The organism is Simiduia curdlanivorans (assembly GCF_030409605.1).
Lineage (GTDB): Bacteria > Pseudomonadota > Gammaproteobacteria > Pseudomonadales > Cellvibrionaceae > Simiduia > Simiduia curdlanivorans.
In genome coordinates, this window is sequence record NZ_JAUFQG010000004.1 from 2,603,621 (window position 1) to 2,622,107 (window position 18,487).

The following is an 18,487-nucleotide window of genomic DNA, read 5'->3' on the forward strand; positions in this document are numbered from 1 at the left end:
GTGGCATTTACTTTCCAGCAATTGCAGCAGCGATTCGAGACCAGCTTTAGGCCTGAACAGGCCGCTGGGATCGACTCGCTGTTTCAGTATGTCATTCCCGATGGCAGTAATTTCTATATGCGTATAAAGTGCGGGCAGTTAGATTTTAACGCCGGCGACGCGTCATCTACCGCAGACTTAACCATTACCATGGAATGGAAAACCCTTGATGAACTGTTTCAGGGGCGAGTTAGCGGCATGCAGGCCTTCATGTTTGGCCATATCAAAGTGGCGGGAAGCTTGGCCTTGGCGTCAAAGCTGATCGAGGTTTTTGCACCCATAGAATAAAGTTTGAGCTCTACAATACGAGGGGTAATGGCGTAGGCAATTACCTGCACAATAAACACCTAGCCGATAACGATAAAAGTGACGGTGGAGGAGGACACGTGATAGATACAAATAGCACTGTGGTTGAAGTGTTGAACAAAGCTTGCGAAACCTTTGCGGGTAACACAGCGTTCACTTGTTTAGGTCAATCCATGACCTTCGCTGAATTAGATCATTTGAGTTTACAATTCGCCTGTTATTTGCAACAGCGAACCGAGCTCAAGCCGGGCGATCGCATCGCGGTGCAGCTGCCTAATTTATTGCAATACCCTGTGGTTGTGTTCGGGGCCTTGCGCGCAGGCCTCACTGTGGTAAATACCAATCCGCTATATACCCAGCGCGAGCTCGAGCATCAACTCAATGACTCGGGTGCTAAGGCGCTTGTGGTGCTCGCTAATATTGCCGATGTGGCGGCACAGGTAGTAGATCGAACTGCTGTTAAGCAAGTGATTGTGACGGAAGTGGGCGATTTGCACCGGCCCATTAAGCGCTTGCTGATCAACTCGGTGTTGAAATACATCAAGCGCGAAGTACCTAAGGTGTCGTTCAAGCACCAAGTTAGTTTGCGCTCCACCTTTCAAGCGGGCGATTTGAATCGCTATGAGCCCTCTGCCCAAGAGCCGCAAGATATCGCTGTGTTGCAATATACCGGTGGCACAACTGGTGTCGCCAAGGGCGCGATGCTGACCCACGCTAATTTGGTTGCCAATATGCAACAGGTGCGCGAAATGCTCGGTGATTCGGTGAGTATTGGCAAAGAGCACTATGTGGCACCGCTGCCGCTGTACCATATCTATGCGTTTACCCTGCACTGCATGACCTTGCTGGCCGCTGGCTGCCAGTCGACCTTGATTCCCAACCCGCGCGATATCCCAAGCTTCGTGAAAATGATGAAGGGCAAACAGATCACCGGTTTTGTTGGCTTGAATACGTTATTTAATGCGCTCTGCCGCGACGAATCTTTTACCAAGTTAGACTTTTCTTCGCTACATACCACCGCCTCTGGTGGCATGGCGCTAACCACTGAAGCGGCTAAGCGCTGGCTCGAAGTTACCGGCTGCGTGGTGGGTGAAGGCTATGGCATGACCGAGACCTCTCCGGTTGTATCGTTTAATCCACCGGCGGCGATTCAGCAGGGCACCGTTGGTTTGCCCGTGCCTGAAACGGAATTAAAAGTCATCGACGAAGCGGGTAATACCTTAGCGCAGGGCGAGGCTGGTGAGCTTTGTGTGCGCGGGCCGCAGGTGATGAAAGGTTATTGGCAGCGCCCTGAAGAAACCGCCAAAGTGCTGGATGCCGAGGGTTGGCTCAAGACCGGCGATATGGCTGTTATTCAAGAAGATGGCTATGTGCGCATTGTGGATCGCAAAAAAGACATGATCATTGTGTCTGGTTTTAATGTCTATCCCAATGAAGTTGAGGATGTTATTTGTCAGCACCCAGGTGTGGTTGAAGCTGCAGCCGTAGGTTTGCCGGATGAAAAAAGTGGCGAGCAAGTTAAGCTGTTTGTGGTGGTTTCCGATACCAGTTTGACGGAAAAAGACATCATCGCCTTTTGCCGAACTAACCTGACCGGTTATAAAGTGCCGAGAAGCGTTGAGTTTAGAACTGAGCTGCCGAAATCAAATGTCGGTAAAATCTTACGGCGAGAATTAAAGCCGGCCGCCTAAGGGGTTAGCCTAGATTGCAAAATGCCAGCTCAATGCTGGCATTTTTGTATGAAAATTGTTCAATTTCAACCTTATCAAAGACATAGGCTTGCTTGATCGGCGATATTTCGTCAATCTAGTGCAATTCGTTGGACGTAGCAGGAATATCCCATGTGGCTCGATCTGCATCACCCCATGGGGCGTGGGAAAGTCGAATACCGTTTTTTGAAACCTGATGGGCACTTCAGTGTCCGTTTTTTACTGACTCTATTTGTGACTGTGAAAGTCATCGGGCAACGAGGCGCTGGCCAGGTTTTCCAAGTTGTTTCTCATCTAAGGAAGATTACCGTCATATGAAAAGTGCTCTTGTTCTTTCCGGTGGCGGTGCACGCGCGGCCTATCAAGTGGGGGTTTTACAGGCTTTGGCTGAAATCCTTCCGGCCAGCCAGAAAAATCCATTTCCCATTATTTGCGGCACCTCTGCCGGCGCGATCAATGCCCTTGCAATTGCCAGTCACACTGGGTCTTTTCGAGAGTCTGTGACCGATTTGGTTGGCATGTGGCAGAACCTAACCGTCGATCAGGTATATAAAAACTCTTTGGCTGATTTGCTGCGCGGGGTCGGAAAAATAGGGTTGTCTTTCTTTAATCAGGGCGTGGGCAAAGCGCAGCCCATTGCATTGCTGGATAATTCGCCCTTACATCAACTGATTCACGACAATATCCATTTCAAAAATATCGCACCGGCGATTGAAAGCGGCAACTTAGATGCGGTTTGTATTACCGCTATGGGTTATTCATCGGGTGAGTCGGTGAGCTTTTTTCAAGGTAAACCAGAGTTAAGAGGTTGGCGCCGCTACCATCGAATTGGTACTCCAACTCAGTTAGATGCCCGTCACTTATTAGCATCGTCGGCGATACCCACTATTTTCCCAACCGTGCGTATTAATAGAGAGTATTTTGGCGACGGCGCCCTGCGTCAATTGGCACCCATTAGCCCTGCATTGCACTTGGGTGCGGATAGGGTTTTTGTGGTGGGGGTGAGCGGTAATAGAAATCCTGAGCATTGGGGTAAGCGCCGGCCGGTGCGCCATTCACCCTCTATGGCGCAGATCATTGGCCATTTATTTAATGCGGCTTTCGTCGATAGTTTGGAGGCGGATATTGAACATTTAGAGAGGGTCAATAAGTTACTCAATATGGTGCCAGAGGAAAAGCGCAAAGAAGCGGGCTTGCCCTTGCGCACCGTTGAAAGTCTCATTATTTCGCCGTCCCAAGAGCTGGATAAAATTGCCGGTCGAAAAGTGCGTTATCTGCCGAAAACCTTGCGTTGGTTTTTTAGCTCCACCGGTGCAACGGCAAAAGGTGGCGGTGCGACAGCGGCGAGCTATCTACTCTTTGCGCCGCAGTTTTGCTCCGAGCTGATTGAGTTGGGCTACCAAGATACGATGTGGGAGGCCGATACTGTTAGGGCTTTCTTTGCTGAGAAGTAGGTGCAGTACGCGATCAGTGGTAAGTCTAGACGCGCCGTGAGTAAGGTGAGTAGCAGCCGATTCAGCTAAAATATAATAAAAGAACACGAGATTATGTAATGAATGATTCAACTAAGTCCCGTCGTGCAAAGGGCGAGCAAACCCGACAAAATATTTTAGAGGCCACGCTAAGGTTAATTGTTGCGCGTGGCCATCACGCGGTAACCCATCGCGCCGTGGCGGCGGAGGCGGCCGTTAACCTATCCTTGACCACCTATTATTTTAAAGATTTGCAGGAGCTTATCCGGCATGCCTTTGAATTTTATAGCGAGCGTACATCGAAGGCCGTGGGCGATATGTGGACTGCTATTAATAGCCATCTCGATTCCATGAGCGTGGACACGGTAGAGCAAAAGGCCGAGATCGCTGACTGGCTGGCGACCATGGCGGCTGAGTATATTTTAGATGAATTTAAAAATAAGTCCGATAATCTGACCTTGGAGATGACATTGTTTTATGATTTGCATCTTGAGAAGGGGTTGCGCGATATTGGTTATCAATTAAGAACTCGATTTAAGTCCGATTTTATTGCCGTGTGCCATCGCTTGGGGTCGGATCAACCTGAAACTGATGCAGCGCTCTTGTTAGGTGAAGTACAGAGGTTGGAGTACCAGGGTTTAGCCGAAGGTGGTGAACTCACTAGAGAGCAGATATACCAACAACTAAACCGTTTAATCCGCTTGATAATGAAAATTTAATTTCACTGTCTAGAGTGGGGCGCTCCTGCTTACCCGTTACTGTTCTCAGATTCAGTCGCCGTACATTTCCCGCCGCGCATTTTGGCCCGATATAGGGCTTTGTCTGCCCGTTCAAACCATTGCTCAAAGCTATCTTGTTGATGGTATTGGGCGATGCCAATGCTGCAACTAGCCGTGGGGGCGTCAGGGGTGGTTGCCACGGCCAATTTGTTGTGTATGCGCTCGGCGAGTGTGCTTGCGGCTTTTAAATCCGTGTTGGAACTGACAATAATAAATTCCTCTCCTCCCCAGCGCGCGCAAAAATCCGTTTCTCTGACGACTTTGGTCAGGGTGTTGGCAAAGGTTTTCAGGGTAATGTCACCGGCGTTGTGCCCGTATTTATCATTGATACTTTTGAATTTATCCAAGTCTAATATGAGTAGCGTTAATGGAAATTGCTGACGGCGCCAACGGGTAAGTTCTTTCTCTATATGCTCTAAAATACTTTTCCTATTGAGAAGCCCAGTTAAGTTATCGTGTGTTGCCAGAAACAAAAGATGTTGATGTTGGGTCGATAGTTGCGCGTGTACAGCTTTCAGCTCCATGTTTTTCTCGAGCAGTATGCTATTGACCTTTTTACTGGCTCGGTATCTTTCCAACAGCAAGAGCAGTATGAGGATGGAAGCTAGCGCAATTTTCCAAGCCAAGCTGTAATCGGTTTTGGTGGCGATGCTAATGGGGTTCCAGCTGCTGTAAATGCGAGAGTGATCCTGATGTGAGAAGTTGTCTATCGCTAAATTTAAAATTGCCAAGAGTTCTGGATTGTTCTTATGAACCGCAAGGCGCAATTCGTCCCCTTGGGGTAAGTCGGTGGCAATATGAAGGTTGGACAGACCGGCGTTTTGAATGTGCCGTGTAACGGCCAGCAGCGAACCCGCTACGGCGTCCACATCGCCACTCGATACCCGCATTAAGCCCGCAAGTTCCGATGCAACTCGTACCAAGGCGATTTCTGGATGCTCATTGCGCAAGTATTCTTCTTGCATGTAACCGTCGATGACCGCTAGGGATTTACCGTGTAAATCCGAGTAGCCTTTGATCTCGTTCAGGTGGTTGGTGCGAACCACCAACACATTGGGGTCTCTAAAATAAACATCGGAAAAGCTTGCATAGGTCTCTCGCTCTGCCGTGCGATTTAGCATGGGGATAAGGTCGCACCGGCCTTGCTCTAGGTAGTCTAGGGTTTGTCGCCAACGCGACGTTGGTACAAGCACAAAGGGGATTTCGAGGCTTTTGCTCAGAAGCTCCACATAATCTTTTGACATACCGATGTGAACGCCGTTTTTAACGGCTTCAAAAGGCATCCAGTTGGGGTCAACGCAATAGGTGAGTTGTTTCTTTGTGGTTAAGTAAGTGTGCTGCTCAGGGGTAAGCGCCACTAAACTTGCCTGTGTCGATAGCGCGAGGGTGCAGAGGTATAGGCTCAGTGACATTAGCGTCATTTTCAGTAGTCTGAGTGAAATTCTTGGCACTGTTGATCCTGATTGATGTGAGATTGGTCGCGAGCTTGAGAGCTGGTTTCAGTATAGATGTTATCGGGCAGTTTAGCGTTTGTAGGATGGTGCCTACTGCAATGTTAAAAAGTGCCAAGAGCGCGCCAAAAAAAAGGCCCGTATATTCATACGGGCCTTTTCCGATCATTGTCAGATCGCTTTCGGTGCGTTACTCGATTACATCACCACATCCTGAATCTGCACGGCGGCAATGCGCTTGCCTTCGTCTGCAGATTTTTGGAAGGACTCAATTTCATTGAAATTGAGGTAGCGATAAATCTCACCGCTCATGCTATCGAGCTTGTCTGCATAGGACAGGTATTCCGCCGGTGTTGGCAATTTACCCATCAGTGCAGCAACAGCAGACAGCTCGGCCGAGCCCAAGAATACATCAGCGCCGGTGCCCAAGCGGTTCGGGAAGTTACGGGTTGAGGTAGAAATGGCAGTTGAGTTAGGAGCAATACGCGCTTGGTTACCCATGCACAAAGAGCAGCCTGGCATTTCCGTGCGCGCGCTCTTGCGGCCGAAGATGTTGTAGTAGCCTTCTTCCATCAACTGGTGCTCGTCCATTTTCGTCGGCGGTGCAATCCACAGGCGAGTTGAAAGTTCTTCTTTGGCAGCGTCAAGCAATTTGCCCGCAGCGCGGAAGTGACCGATGTTGGTCATGCATGAACCGATGAACACTTCGTCGATCTTGCGGCCAGCCACCTCAGACAGCACTTTCGCATCGTCTGGGTCGTTCGGGCAGCACACGATAGGCTCTTTGATGTCGGCCAAGTTGATATCGATCACCGCGGCGTACTCGGCGTCTTTATCGGCTTCCATCAGCTCTGGGTTGGCCAGCCATTTTTCCATATTGCGTGCACGACGCTCAAGGGTGCGAACATCGCCGTAACCTTGCTCGATCATCCAGCGCAGCATGGTGATGTTGGAGGTCAGGTACTCTTTGATAGGCGCCTGATCTAACTTGATGGTACAGCCAGCTGCTGAGCGCTCGGCTGAGGCGTCCGACAGTTCGAAAGCCTGCTCCACTTTAAGATCTGGTAAACCTTCAATCTCAAGAATGCGGCCAGAGAAGATGTTCTTCTTGCCTTTCTTCTCAACAGTCAACAAACCTTGCTTGATGGCGTACAAAGGAATGGCATGCACCAGATCGCGCAGGGTGATACCAGGCTGCATCTTGCCAGAGAAGCGAACCAATACAGATTCGGGCATATCCAACGGCATAACGCCAGTTGCCGCCGCAAAAGCCACTAAGCCAGAACCGGCCGGGAAGGAGATGCCGATCGGGAAGCGGGTGTGCGAGTCGCCACCGGTACCGACGGTATCGGGCAGCAACATGCGGTTTAACCAGCTGTGGATGATGCCGTCGCCTGGGCGCAGCGATACACCGCCGCGGGTCATGATGAAGTCGGGCAGGGTGTGTTGGGTGTCGATATCCACAGGCTTGGGGTAAGCCGCGGTGTGACAAAAAGACTGCATGGTTAGATCGGCAGAGAAGCCTAAACACGCTAAATCTTTGAGCTCGTCGCGGGTCATTGGGCCGGTGGTATCTTGCGAGCCCACGGTGGTCATTTTGGGTTCGCAGTAAGTACCGGGGCGCACGCCTAGGCCTTCTTTCAAGCCACAGGCGCGGCCAACCATCTTCTGCGCCAAGGTGAAGCCCTTGGTTGAGGCGGCGGGTACATCTGGCTTGCGGAACAGGGTAGAGGGCTCCATGCCCAGTGCGGCACGGGCTTTTTCGGTCAAGCCGCGGCCAATGATCAATGGAATACGGCCGCCAGCTTGCACTTCGTCCAGAATCACATCGGACTTCAATTCAAACTCAGACAGTACCTCACCAGATTCGCTGAGAATTTTGCCGTCGTAGGGGCGCACTTCAATCACATCGCCCATGTTCATTTTGTCGACCGGGGCTTCGAATACCAGCGCGCCGGCATCTTCCATGGTGTTGAAGAAGATGGGGGCTACATTGTTGCCGATACAGACGCCGCCAGCGCGCTTGTTAGGTACGCCAGGAATGTCGTCGCCGAAGAACCACAGTACGGAGTTGGTGGCCGATTTACGGCTTGAGCCGGTACCGACTACGTCGCCGACGAAGGCAACCGGCAGGCCCTTGGCTTTGATTTCGGCAATTTGCTTAAGAGGACCGGTGGTGCCATTGTCGTCCGGCGTTAGGCCGTCGCGCGACATTTTGTACATGGCATTGGCGTGCAAGGGGATGTCGGGGCGCGACCAGGCATCGGGCGCGGGCGACAAATCATCGGTGTTGGTTTCGCCGGTGACCTTGAACACGATCATTTTGGTCGACTCGGGCACTTTGTTGCGCTTGGTGAACCACTCGCCTTTGGCCCAAGATTCCATTACCGCTTGCGCATTGGCGTTGCCAGCTTTGGCTTTTTCTTGCACGTCGTGGAAGGCATCGAACATGAGCAGGGTGTGCTTGAGCTCTTCGGCCGCTGCTTGCGCCAGCTTGGCGTCGTCCAGCAGGCTTACCAGGGTTTCGATGTTGTAGCCGCCCAACATCATGCCCAGCAATTTAACCGCTGATTCGGCGTTGATAAGTGGAGAGCTTGCCTCGCCTTTAGCGACGGCAGAGAGAAAACCGGCTTTGACGTATGCCGCTTCGTCCACACCTGGCGGTACGCGGTTAGTGATCAAATCCAACAGAGTGTCTTCTTCGCCCTTAGGTGGATTTTTTAGCAGCTCAACCAGTTCGGCGGTTTGCTCTGGGTTAAGGGGTTTTGGCGGTATACCTTCGGCGGCGCGCTCTGCGACGTGTTTACGGTAAGCTTCAAGCACGATGAATATCCTCTGTGTCTGTGATTAAAAGCGCCTGGCATGACCTTGGTCATTGGCTAGGTTGCTTTCGTGGCCCGGCTAGCGCTGGTGAGCACTCACTGGGAATCTGGTACGGCATGATTTTGCGCCGGCTGTGTACGCGGCGATGTGAATCATTGGGTAAGCCACTTTTCGGGCTCTTTGCGGGGTGGAAATTCTACCGGACTTACCGGTCTATGTTAAGTGCAGACCTTGTAAATCAACTACTTACATAATGACTATTCATCGAGTGAATGGTTGTTGGCTAGTGTTTTTCTGCCCCGCGGCCTGCCTAAGCATAGCAGCCTTATGTTGCAATGCTGGTGGATTTGGCGGTCTAGATTAGGGTATGGTTCCACCCCTGAAAATCACCTCAATTTAGCCTTGGAACGACCCGCTCAGCCATGTTTAAACCCGTAAAAACGCCCTGCGTTGGTATTTGCTCTACCGGTATCGGCGATAGCGTCTGCCGAGGCTGCAAGCGCTTTGCCCACGAGGTCATCGATTGGAATGCCTATAGCCACGAGCAGCGCGTGATTATCGAGCAGCGCCTAGCCGGGTTTTTGGTGCAGGTGGTGTCGCGCTATTTGGAAATTACCGATGTGGCGGCGCTTAAGGCGCAGTTGGCATTGCAGCGGGTGCGCTACCGCGACGATCGCGACCCCCACTGCTGGGTTTTTGATTTACTGCGCGCGGGCGCGAGCCAAATTCAGGCGCCTGAACACTACGGCTTACGGTTGTTGGTCGAGGCCGATTTGGCGCAGATTAAGTCCGATATCGATGCCGATTATTACGCCTTATCTGTGGCTTATTACGACGCCTATATCGCCCCCGGTTTGGCCTCCCAAGCCGGTTAAAAATTCATTAGCACTAACGACTTTCCTATGACCGCAATTCCAGAAATTAAGGCCTTTTTGCGCTGCGCTACACCGCCGCGCTGGATTGAGGCCGCACTCCAGGCACCCGATATTTTGCTCATTGACCACGCCAACTGCGAGCTTAAGGCGGCGCAAACGGCGCAGGGATTAATGTGGAAATACGGCATGAATAATGTCGAGAAAGGTCCTTATAACCTCGACGATTCGGTGGCTTTTACCCTGTTGAATAAAATGTCCCGTTTGGCGCGGGAAGAATTGCGGCATTTTGAGCAGGTGTTGGGCTTTATGAAAAAGCGCCAGATCACCTATGTACAGTTATCGGCCGCCCGTTATGCGGCCGAATTGCGTCAGGCAGCGCGCACCCACGAGCCGGCAAAGCTGGTTGATACACTGTTGATCGGCGCCATTATCGAAGCGCGCTCGTGCGAGCGATTTGAGGCCTTGGCGCCGCATCTCGATGACGTCTTGCAAAAATTTTACCTATCACTGTTGAAGTCTGAGGCGCGCCACTACCAAGATTACTTGGCCTTGGCCGGGTTGCTGGAATCGTCGGCGGTTATTGAAAAACAGCTGGATAAGTTTCTGAAGCTAGAGCAGAGCTTGATCGAGTCGACCGATACGGTGTTCCGCTTTCACAGCGGCGTGCCTTTTCATGGCGGAGCCGCTGGCGCCTAGGTTTGTGGCGCTACAGCGGCTGTTCGATCAGTTCGATGGCCTTTGGCGAAACGGCCAGATACCAGAGCGACCTGTGCCAATCGCCCAAAACGATACGTTCGGCCTGCTGGCCATTGAGGTTAACGGGGTGTCGCTTGGGCCTGTGGGTATGCCCGTGAACCAATAGGTCGGCGCGGTGGGTGAGCATCACTCGCGCCACTTCGTCGCGATTTACATCCATGATGTCTTCGGCTTTCATCGCCGCCAGTGAGCTGGTCTCGGCCCGTATCTTAGCCGCCAATTGGCGCCGCGCGGCGAGAGGTTGTGCTAATAGTGGCGCTTGCCACTGGGGGTTGCGCGCTTGGGCGCGAAATTCTTGGTAGTCCACATCGTCGGTGCAAAGCGTATCGCCGTGCATCAGTAGCACGACCTTGCCGTGTAAATCTATCACGGTTGGGTCGTTGAGCATTTTTGCGCCGGTGCGCTGACAAAATGCTTCGCCCACCAAAAAATCCCGATTGCCTTGCATAAAGTAGAGGGCGTGGCCGCTGTCGGCATAGGCCTTAAGCGCTGCCTGCACCTCGAGTGCGAGCGGGGCATCGTCGTCATCGCCAATCCAGGCCTCGAACAAGTCGCCCAAAATATACAGGGCATTAGCCTGCTGGGCTGCGTTGTTTAGGAAGTGCAAAAACGCCCGGGTGACGTCCGGGCGCGTTGCATCTAGATGTAAATCAGAGATGAAATAGCTAGTCATTAGGCGGTTACGGTGGCCTTTTGAATGATAACGGGTTCAACGGGCACGTCTTGGTGGCCGCCAGCGCTGCCGGTTTTAACGGCTTTAATTTGCTTGACCACATCCATGCCGGAAACCACTTTGCCGAACACGCAATAGCCCCAGCCCTGCATGTTTTTGCCGGTATGGTTTAAGAAGCTGTTGTTTTTCACGTTGATGAAAAATTGAGCGCTGGCCGAGTGTGGATCGGAGGTTCTGGCCATGGCCAGAGTACCCTCTTCGTTGGTCAGGCCGTTGTCGGCTTCGTTTTCAATTTGATCGCGGGTAGGCTTTTGCGCCATATCAGCGGTAAAGCCACCGCCTTGGATCATGAAATTGTCGATCACGCGGTGAAATATGATGCCATCGTAGAAACCATCTTCAACGTACTGCTGAAAATTGGCGGCGGTTTTAGGCGCTTTGTCGAAATTCAGCTCAATTACGATGTCGCCGAAGTTAGTTTGTAGGGTAATCATGGTATTTCCTCAAAATTCTACCGAATAACGGGTGTTGACCCGTTTGGGAGCCGGCTATAATAGCGCCTTTGTCTGCGCCCGTGAACCAAGGGCGCTCGAATTCACCCATTGTTGAGCTCACATGTCAGATACCAAGCCGCAAAATTTCTTACAGCAGATCCTAAGTCAGGATTTGGCCGATAAAAAGCACACCAAAATTGTTACCCGCTTTCCGCCAGAGCCGAATGGCTACTTGCATATTGGTCACGCGAAATCTATTTGTTTAAATTTTGGCCTGGCGCAGGAGTTTGGCGGCGAGTGCAATTTACGCTTTGACGACACCAACCCCGGTAAAGAAGATCAGGAGTATGTGGACGCCATCGCCGAAGACGTGCGCTGGCTGGGTTTCACTTGGGCTGGTGATATTAAATATGCCTCCAGCTACTTTGAACGCTTTTACGAGTGGGCCATACACCTCATTAAGGCCGGCGATGCCTACGTGTGTCACTTGTCGCCCGACGAAGCACGCGCCTACCGCGGTTCCTTGAAAGAGCCGGGTAAAGATAGCCCGCATCGCAACCGCAGCGTCGAAGAAAATCTGCTCGAGTTCGAGAAAATGCGCGCCGGTGAGTACGATGAAGGCGCCTGCGTGCTGCGCGCAAAAATTGACATGGCCTCGCCCAACATCAATATGCGCGATCCAATTTTGTATCGCATTCGCAAATTAGCGCACCATCAAACCGGCGATAAATGGTGCATTTATCCCACCTATGATTTTGCCCACGGCCAAGAGGATGCCATCGAGGGAATTACCCACTCAATTTGCACCTTGGAGTTTGCCGATCATCGACCGCTGTACGAGTGGTTCATCGAACATTTACCCGTACCAAGCAAACCGCGTCAGTATGAATTTGCCCGTTTAGAGTTAAATTACACCGTGACCTCTAAGCGTAAATTGAAGCAGCTAGTCGACGATAATTACGTAGACGGTTGGAACGATCCGCGCATGCCGACCATCTCCGGCATGCGTCGGCGCGGTTACCCCGCGTCTGCGGTGCGGAAATTTTGCGAGTTAATCGGCGTCACCAAAGCGGCCAGTACCGTAGACGTTGGCATGTTGGAGTTTGCCGTGCGCGATGAGCTCAATGAATCTGCCCCGCGCGCTATGTGCGTGTTAAACCCGCTCAAAGTGGTAATCAGTAATTTTGACGGCGGTACGCAAATGATGACCCAGCCTGTGCATCCCAATAATGCCGACATGGGCGAGCGCCAGTTACCCTTTACCAAAGAGTTGTTCATCGAGCGCGATGACTTTACCGAAGACACTAGCTTGTCGCGCAAGAAATTTAAGCGCTTGGTGTTGGGGGAGTGGGTGCGGTTGCGTGGTGCCTACATCATCAAGGCCGATGAAGCGGTTAAAGATGCGGCCGGTAATATTATCGAGATTAAAGCCAGCCTAGTGCCGAACACTGTGGGTGCGAATCCGCCTGAGGGTATTAACCCACGCGGTGTTATCCATTGGGTGTCGGCCACTGACAACGTCAATTGTGAAGTGCGGTTATACGATCGCCTGTTTAATGACGCCGCGCCAGATGCCGGCGATAAAAATTTCCTCGATGCCATTAACCCTGATGCACTCATTGTGATCAGCAATGCCAAGGCCGAGGCAAGTTTAGCTAATGCTGAGCCAGGCGTGGCTTATCAGTTTGAGCGCGAAGGTTACTTCTGCCTCGATAGCAAATACAGCAGTAAAGAAAAGCCGGTGTTTAACCGCACCATTGGTTTAAAAGATAATTGGGCTAATAACGTTTAGTTTATTTGAAGATGCAAACCCACACATAAATAGTTGGAATTAATGATGTCGTTACAGGTATACAACTCAGCCAGCCGTAAAAAAGAAGTTTTTACACCGATCGATCCGGCGGCGGTAAAAATGTATGTGTGTGGGCCCACGGTTTATAACTTGGTGCACATCGGCAATGCACGCCCGGTCGTGGTGTTCGACACCTTTTATCGGCTGCTGAAATCTCTCTATCCCTCGGTAACTTACGCCCGCAATATTACCGATGTCGACGATAAAATTATGAAGGTGGCGGTCGAAGAGGGTGTTGCTATTAGTGTGGTGTCGAGCCGCTTCGCGGCGGAATATCAAAAAGACATGGCAGCGCTGAACAATCTCGAACCAGATATCACCCCCTATGCCACCGAGCATATTGGCGAGATGATTGCGATGACCGAGCAGTTGGTTGCGAAAGGCCACGCCTATGAAGCCCAGGGGCATGTTCTATTTGCGGTTCAGTCCATGGCAGATTACGGCAAGTTATCGGGTCGTTCCCTGGAGGACATGTTGGCCGGCGCGCGAGTCGAAGTTGCGCCCTATAAAAAGTATGCCGGCGATTTTGTGCTGTGGAAACCGTCTGTCGACGGCGAGCCCGGTTGGGATAGCCCTTTTGGCTTCGGTCGCCCCGGTTGGCATTTAGAGTGCTCGGCGATGATCGAAAAGCATTTTGGTAACACCATCGATGTACACGGTGGCGGCAAAGATTTGATTTTCCCGCATCACGAAAACGAGTTGGCGCAAAGCTGCTGCGCGCACGATAACGAACCCTTTGTGAAGTATTGGATGCACAACGGTTTCGTCAATATCGACGGCGAAAAAATGTCAAAGTCTTTAGGTAACTTCCGCACCGTGCGAGAGTTGCTGGAAAGCTACAGCGGTGAAGTAATTCGCCTGGCGCTTTTAAGTGCCCACTATCGCTCTGATATGGATTTTTCCGTGGAGTTGCTCGAGCAATCTAAAACAAATTTAGACTCGTTTTATACCGCCCTGCGAGCGGTCAGTGATGTCGCCTTAATAGACCTAGATATTTCTGCATCCAAGTTCTATGCCGCGCTATTGGATGACTTGAACACACCCTTGGCAATTAGCGAGTTGCACGCGCTGTCGAAGTCTTTGAATAAGGCCAATGGAGTAGAGCGGGCGGCGTTGAAATCTGAATTTTTAGCCTGCGCCAGTTTACTTGGCCTGCTACAGCAAGATCCAGAGCAGTGGTTAACCCAAGGCGCCGATGGTGAAATTGAAGCGGCAGAGATTGAGGCATTAATTGAAGCGCGAGTGACAGCCAAGGCCAATAAAAACTGGGCTCGCTGCGATGAAATTCGCGATCAATTAAAAGCCGCCGGTGTGGTGTTGGAAGATAGCAAGGATGGCACCAGCTGGCGCCGAGAAAGATAATTCACTCGGAGTGTTATTGATGAATCACATGTTAAGCGGATTGAGGTTTCAGTGCGGCATTGTTTTTTTATTGCTAAGTGCGCTGGTACCTGTGGCGCAAGCGGATATGAGAGAGCTATTGGTTGATCCTGATGACGGTATGCTCGATGCCTCGGCCATGCTTAACACCGCCTGGGGTTTTATGCCGGTTGTGATGCCCATTACTGAACCCGCTGTGGGCTTGGGTTTAGCGGGGGCGGGCGTGTGGTTTCATGAAAAGCTAACCACCACGGCGTCGGGGAAAGTTTATTTGCCCTCGGTTTCGGGGCTTATGGCCATGGCGACCGAAAATGGCAGTCGCGGCCTAGGCGGTTTTCATCAACAATCCTGGGATGATGATAACTGGTCCTACACCGGCATGTTATTCGATGGCAAAGTCTACCTCGGCGCTTATAATGAGCGGCTTGATAAGCAACTCGATTACGATTTGGACGGCAGCTTTACCTTGCACCGCTTGGCCCGTCGTTTAAGTTCTGGCCTGAAGGCCTCGCTGGCCTATCAATGGGCACGCAGCGAAGTTGGGTTTGACGATATCCCCGATGCTTTCAATGATACCAACGCGGCTCTCGAGTTTGGTCTCGAATACGACAGGTTGGATAATCCGCTGTCGCCCATGAAAGGACTAAAAGCCAATTTGACGCTAAAAGATTTTAACGAAAATTGGGGCGGCGACAGCGATTTTCGAATGGTGAAGTTTGATGGGCGCTGGCACCAACCCATGGGCGAATGGCGCTTGGCAACTCGGTTATTATTGGAGCAGGCAACCCAACAAACACCGTTTTATAGTTTGCCCTTTGTGTCTCTGCGCGGGGTTCCCGCCATGGCCTATTTTGGTAACCAAGTCACTAGCCTAGAGGCAGAGGTGGGTTATCAGTTTAGCCGGCGTTGGTCCGGTATTGTGTTTGCCGGTTACGGTGAATCCAATAGCTCACTGCGCAGCATTCCCTTTCAATTCGATGCAAATATTAGCGCCGGTGGGTTTGGCTTTCGCTACTTAATCGCCAAAACCTATGGGCTTCACGCCGGTGTGGATGTGGCGCATAATTCTGACAGTGGCAGTGCCTTGTACATCCAAATGGGTTCCGCTTGGCATTAATGTCGCTCAAAAAGCGATTGTGTAGTCTAGGTAGAAACGGTTATCGGAATCGTCATCGTTAGAGCGAGCAATTGAGTTGTTCCAAATGTCGACAGTATCAATCGTGTTTTGGTAATAGGCGCCTATGTAACGAAAGGTTAGGCCTTTAACACCTTGATGAACAAAGTCGTACTCAAGCACTAAGTTCACCTCCCATTCGCTGCCCTCTACCGCATCATTGTCTGGATTGCTTTCGTAATCCTTGCTGGCGCGGGCACCGGTGCCTCTGGTGTAGGTCAGTGCCCACTGAAATCCGGGTAGAGTGTCGTTCATGTCATATCGGGTTTGGATATGAAATATACGCTCATCTGCGGCGACAAACTCCGAAACTTGACGCTGAGACCAGTCGCGCAAGGTGCCGTGATCTTTGCTGTACCAGTAGCCGTCGAAACCATCTTTACCGTTGCGCGCCAGCATCGTGCCGATATGAAATTTTTCGCCTTCATACTCTGCGAGTAAGCTAACTTTCCTGCCGTCGAGTCCGGTGCCGGCCCTGCGACCGCCGAAGGTGGAATCATAGAGAGCGCCGGCGTCTTGGGCGGCGTGGTAGCGCAGATTTACGTTGAGCTTGGTTTTTGAATTTACCTTAAAGCGGTAACCGGTGTTAATGGATTGACGCTCCAGGTACGCATCGGCCCGTCCCACTTCACCGATAAAATACAGTTGGTCGTTGGCGTAACTTATTCCGGCAATTTGAATATTTGAAATAGTATCACCGGCGTTGTTGGTAAATTTTTCATAGTTATTTGCATAGCGCGGGCTCCATCGATCGGTGTACAGGTAGTGGCCGGACCACCCACCTTTGCCTAGATGAACGGCTCGATGTAAAAATGTACTCGGTGTGGCTCGACTCGCGGAGGATTCGAGTAGGTTGTAGTCCAATACTTGCGCCCCTAGGCTTAGATAATTGTGCTCGTTGAACTTGAGCTTGCCATAGAGTTGGCCGATTTTTGCATAGCCATCGGCGAGGCTGCCATCTGCTTGCTGTTCGAATATATCGCTACTGCGGTTGTCGTCTGGGCCATAGAGTTTCAACGCAGCGTAAGCCGAGGCACCAACCTCCAAAAAACTTGCTAGCTGCTTGTTGGCATAGTTGATTTCAGCGGCTTGCCCCCATTGATTAATTAGCGAGCTGTCTTTACTGCTGCTATCGCGTCGCTTATTAAAATAGAGGTTGCGAAGTTTCAAATTGAGTTGATGTGGCGCGCGCCCGGGCTCAAGCAGTGCATCCACCCCTTGAAGGTCATCGGCTAGAGTGGCTAGGGTGGAGAGTGCCGCCGTGCATAGGAGACAGAGCGGGGGCAGCAATGTACTTGAGCGATTTTTGATCAGTCTTAACATGGCATCTCCGCTGGTATAAGCGCTGTCAGCAATACTAGTCAATGTGGTCTTTATTTGGCCAGATTTAACCCCTAAATTAACAAAATTCGCTGTCTTATCGACTAAGTCTGACACGGGCGATAAGTCGCATTATAATGCCCTACACTCGATAAAATGGCCCAATTCCTATGAGTCAGCCGCAATTTCGCTTCCGGCGTTTACGCCGTACCCAAGCGCTACGCCAACTGGTGCAAGAAGTGCACTTGAACAGTGCCGATTTTATTTGGCCGATTTTTGTCGAAGAAGATATCGATACCCCGGTGGCAATTCAAAGTATGCCGGGTGTTTATCGTTTCCCTGAAGACCAGCTGGCCGAGCAGGTTAAGTTAGCGTGGGATGCAGGCATTCGCGCGGTTTTACTGTTTGGCGTCTCTACCCACAAGGACAGTTGCGGTGCCGACTCCTGGGCCGAGCAGGGTTTGATGGCGCGCATGATTCGCGCGGCAAAAGAAGCGGCGCCCGATATGGTAGTTATCAGCGATAACTGCTTTTGCGAATACACCGAGCACGGCCATTGTGGTGTGGTGGTGGCCGATGATGTGGATAACGACAAGACCCTGGTGAATTTGAGAAAGCAGGTGGTTACGGCCGCGCGCGCAGGGGTCGACATGATTGCGCCCTCGGGCATGATGGACGGCATGATCAGCGCCATCCGCGACGCTCTGGATGACGCCGGCTTTAGTCACATACCGGTGATGTCTTATTCGTCTAAATTTGCCTCGGCTTTTTACGGCCCGTTTCGGGACGCCGTAGATAGTAATTTCAAAGGCACCCGCGCCAGCTATCAAATGAACCCGGCCAATGCGCGCGAGGCGCTGGCTGAGTCGATGATGGATGAAGCCGAGGGTGCCGACTTGCTTATGGTGAAGCCTGGGCTGGCCTACTTGGATGTGTTGGCCGCTATTCGCGCCAATAGCCAGTTGCCGCTTGCTGTTTATCAGGTGAGCGGTGAATATGCCATGATCAAAGCCGCCAGCAACGCCGGCGTGATCGATGAAAAGGCGGTGGTGTTAGAGTCTTTGCTGGCCTTTAAACGCGCCGGCGCCGATTTGATTATTACCTACTTTGCGCTTGATGCCGTGCGTTGGCTGAGCGAAAAATAATTATTATTACCGAGTGATTAATATGAAATCTGTGTCTTTGCTTGTGTTTGGTTTTTTGATGCTGAATATAGTTGCTTGTAGCCCGGAAGTGGGCAGTGACAAGTGGTGTAAAAATATGGCCGATCAGCCCAGTGGCGAATGGACGGCTAACGAAGCGGCGGATTACGCCAAGCATTGTGTCTTTAAAAAGCTTAAATAAATACCGGCCCCGTGCGGGGCGGTAACCTTCCTTAAAGTAC

Annotated in this window: 16 protein-coding genes; 11 read left to right on the plus strand and 5 right to left on the minus strand. The window is 51.5% G+C overall.

Annotation, left to right across the window (positions count from 1 at the left end):
• The 4 genes from QWY82_RS11420 to QWY82_RS11435 all read left to right on the plus strand — a co-directional run bounded on the left by QWY82_RS11420 (window position 1) and on the right by QWY82_RS11435 (window position 4,245).
• A complete protein-coding gene (locus tag QWY82_RS11420; RefSeq protein WP_290262404.1) occupies window positions 1-327 on the plus strand; it encodes an SCP2 sterol-binding domain-containing protein in 327 nt (108 codons plus the stop codon).
• 98 nt (window positions 328-425) lie between these two features.
• Complete coding sequence (locus QWY82_RS11425) at window positions 426-2,036, plus strand: AMP-binding protein (RefSeq protein WP_290262406.1); 1,611 nt, start codon at window positions 426-428, stop codon at window positions 2,034-2,036.
• A gap of 332 nt (window positions 2,037-2,368) precedes the next feature.
• Complete coding sequence (locus tag QWY82_RS11430; RefSeq protein WP_290262407.1) at window positions 2,369-3,508, plus strand: patatin-like phospholipase family protein; 1,140 nt, start codon at window positions 2,369-2,371, stop codon at window positions 3,506-3,508.
• Between the two features lie 98 nt (window positions 3,509-3,606).
• Complete coding sequence (locus QWY82_RS11435) at window positions 3,607-4,245, plus strand: TetR/AcrR family transcriptional regulator (RefSeq protein ID WP_290262409.1); 639 nt, start codon at window positions 3,607-3,609, stop codon at window positions 4,243-4,245.
• A gap of 29 nt (window positions 4,246-4,274) precedes the next feature.
• Here the strand turns inward: QWY82_RS11435 and QWY82_RS11440 are convergent, their stop codons facing one another.
• Both QWY82_RS11440 and acnB read right to left on the minus strand, forming a co-directional pair.
• On the minus strand, window positions 4,275-5,717 hold the full coding sequence (locus QWY82_RS11440; RefSeq protein ID WP_290262411.1) for a diguanylate cyclase domain-containing protein: 1,443 nt from the start codon (window positions 5,715-5,717) through the stop codon (window positions 4,275-4,277).
• Between the two features lie 237 nt (window positions 5,718-5,954).
• Complete coding sequence (gene acnB / locus QWY82_RS11445) at window positions 5,955-8,579, minus strand: bifunctional aconitate hydratase 2/2-methylisocitrate dehydratase (protein WP_290262413.1); 2,625 nt, start codon at window positions 8,577-8,579, stop codon at window positions 5,955-5,957.
• A 422-nt stretch (window positions 8,580-9,001) separates the two neighbouring features.
• Here acnB and QWY82_RS11450 point away from each other — a divergent pair, with 422 nt between their 5' ends.
• Both QWY82_RS11450 and QWY82_RS11455 read left to right on the plus strand, forming a co-directional pair.
• Window positions 9,002-9,454 (plus strand): DUF1289 domain-containing protein, encoded by a 453-nt coding sequence (locus QWY82_RS11450; RefSeq protein ID WP_290262416.1) that lies wholly within the window; start codon window positions 9,002-9,004, stop codon window positions 9,452-9,454.
• 27 nt (window positions 9,455-9,481) lie between these two features.
• Window positions 9,482-10,150 carry a MiaE family protein gene (locus QWY82_RS11455; protein WP_290262418.1) on the plus strand — a complete coding sequence of 223 codons (669 nt, stop codon included), beginning with the start codon at window positions 9,482-9,484 and terminating at the stop codon, window positions 10,148-10,150.
• Window positions 10,151-10,160: 10 nt separating this feature from the next.
• Here QWY82_RS11455 and QWY82_RS11460 read toward each other — a convergent pair whose 3' ends face one another.
• Window positions 10,161-10,883, minus strand: coding sequence for a UDP-2,3-diacylglucosamine diphosphatase (locus QWY82_RS11460; RefSeq protein ID WP_290262420.1), 723 nt, complete (start codon window positions 10,881-10,883; stop codon window positions 10,161-10,163).
• Window positions 10,883-11,377, minus strand: coding sequence for a peptidylprolyl isomerase (locus QWY82_RS11465; protein WP_290262422.1), 495 nt, complete (start codon window positions 11,375-11,377; stop codon window positions 10,883-10,885). Before QWY82_RS11465 ends, QWY82_RS11460 begins: the two co-directional genes overlap by 1 nt.
• 121 nt (window positions 11,378-11,498) lie before the next feature.
• Here QWY82_RS11465 and QWY82_RS11470 point away from each other — a divergent pair, with 121 nt between their 5' ends.
• Genes QWY82_RS11470 through QWY82_RS11480 form a run of 3 tightly spaced genes read left to right on the plus strand, consistent with a single transcriptional unit; the run spans window position 11,499 to window position 15,726 of the window.
• Window positions 11,499-13,169 carry a glutamine--tRNA ligase/YqeY domain fusion protein gene (locus tag QWY82_RS11470; protein ID WP_290262424.1) on the plus strand — a complete coding sequence of 557 codons (1,671 nt, stop codon included), beginning with the start codon at window positions 11,499-11,501 and terminating at the stop codon, window positions 13,167-13,169.
• Window positions 13,170-13,214: 45 nt separating this feature from the next.
• Complete coding sequence (gene cysS, locus QWY82_RS11475) at window positions 13,215-14,591, plus strand: cysteine--tRNA ligase (protein WP_290262427.1); 1,377 nt, start codon at window positions 13,215-13,217, stop codon at window positions 14,589-14,591.
• A 19-nt stretch (window positions 14,592-14,610) separates the two neighbouring features.
• Entirely contained in the window at window positions 14,611-15,726 is a 1,116-nt protein-coding gene (locus QWY82_RS11480; protein WP_290262429.1) for a BamA/TamA family outer membrane protein, read from the plus strand.
• 6 nt (window positions 15,727-15,732) lie between these two features.
• Here QWY82_RS11480 and QWY82_RS11485 read toward each other — a convergent pair whose 3' ends face one another.
• Window positions 15,733-17,106, minus strand: coding sequence for an OprD family outer membrane porin (locus QWY82_RS11485; protein ID WP_290262431.1), 1,374 nt, complete (start codon window positions 17,104-17,106; stop codon window positions 15,733-15,735).
• A 167-nt stretch (window positions 17,107-17,273) separates the two neighbouring features.
• On the opposite strand from QWY82_RS11485, the gene hemB reads away from it, so the two are divergent.
• The gene (gene hemB, locus QWY82_RS11490; RefSeq protein ID WP_290262432.1) at window positions 17,274-18,248 is read left to right on the plus strand and encodes a porphobilinogen synthase; all 975 of its coding nucleotides are present in this window, start codon (window positions 17,274-17,276) and stop codon (window positions 18,246-18,248) included.
• A gap of 58 nt (window positions 18,249-18,306) precedes the next feature.
• Window positions 18,307-18,447: a DUF3012 domain-containing protein gene (locus QWY82_RS11495; RefSeq protein ID WP_290262433.1), complete on the plus strand. Its 141-nt coding sequence runs from the start codon at window positions 18,307-18,309 to the stop codon at window positions 18,445-18,447.
• Window positions 18,448-18,487 lie beyond the last annotated feature (40 nt).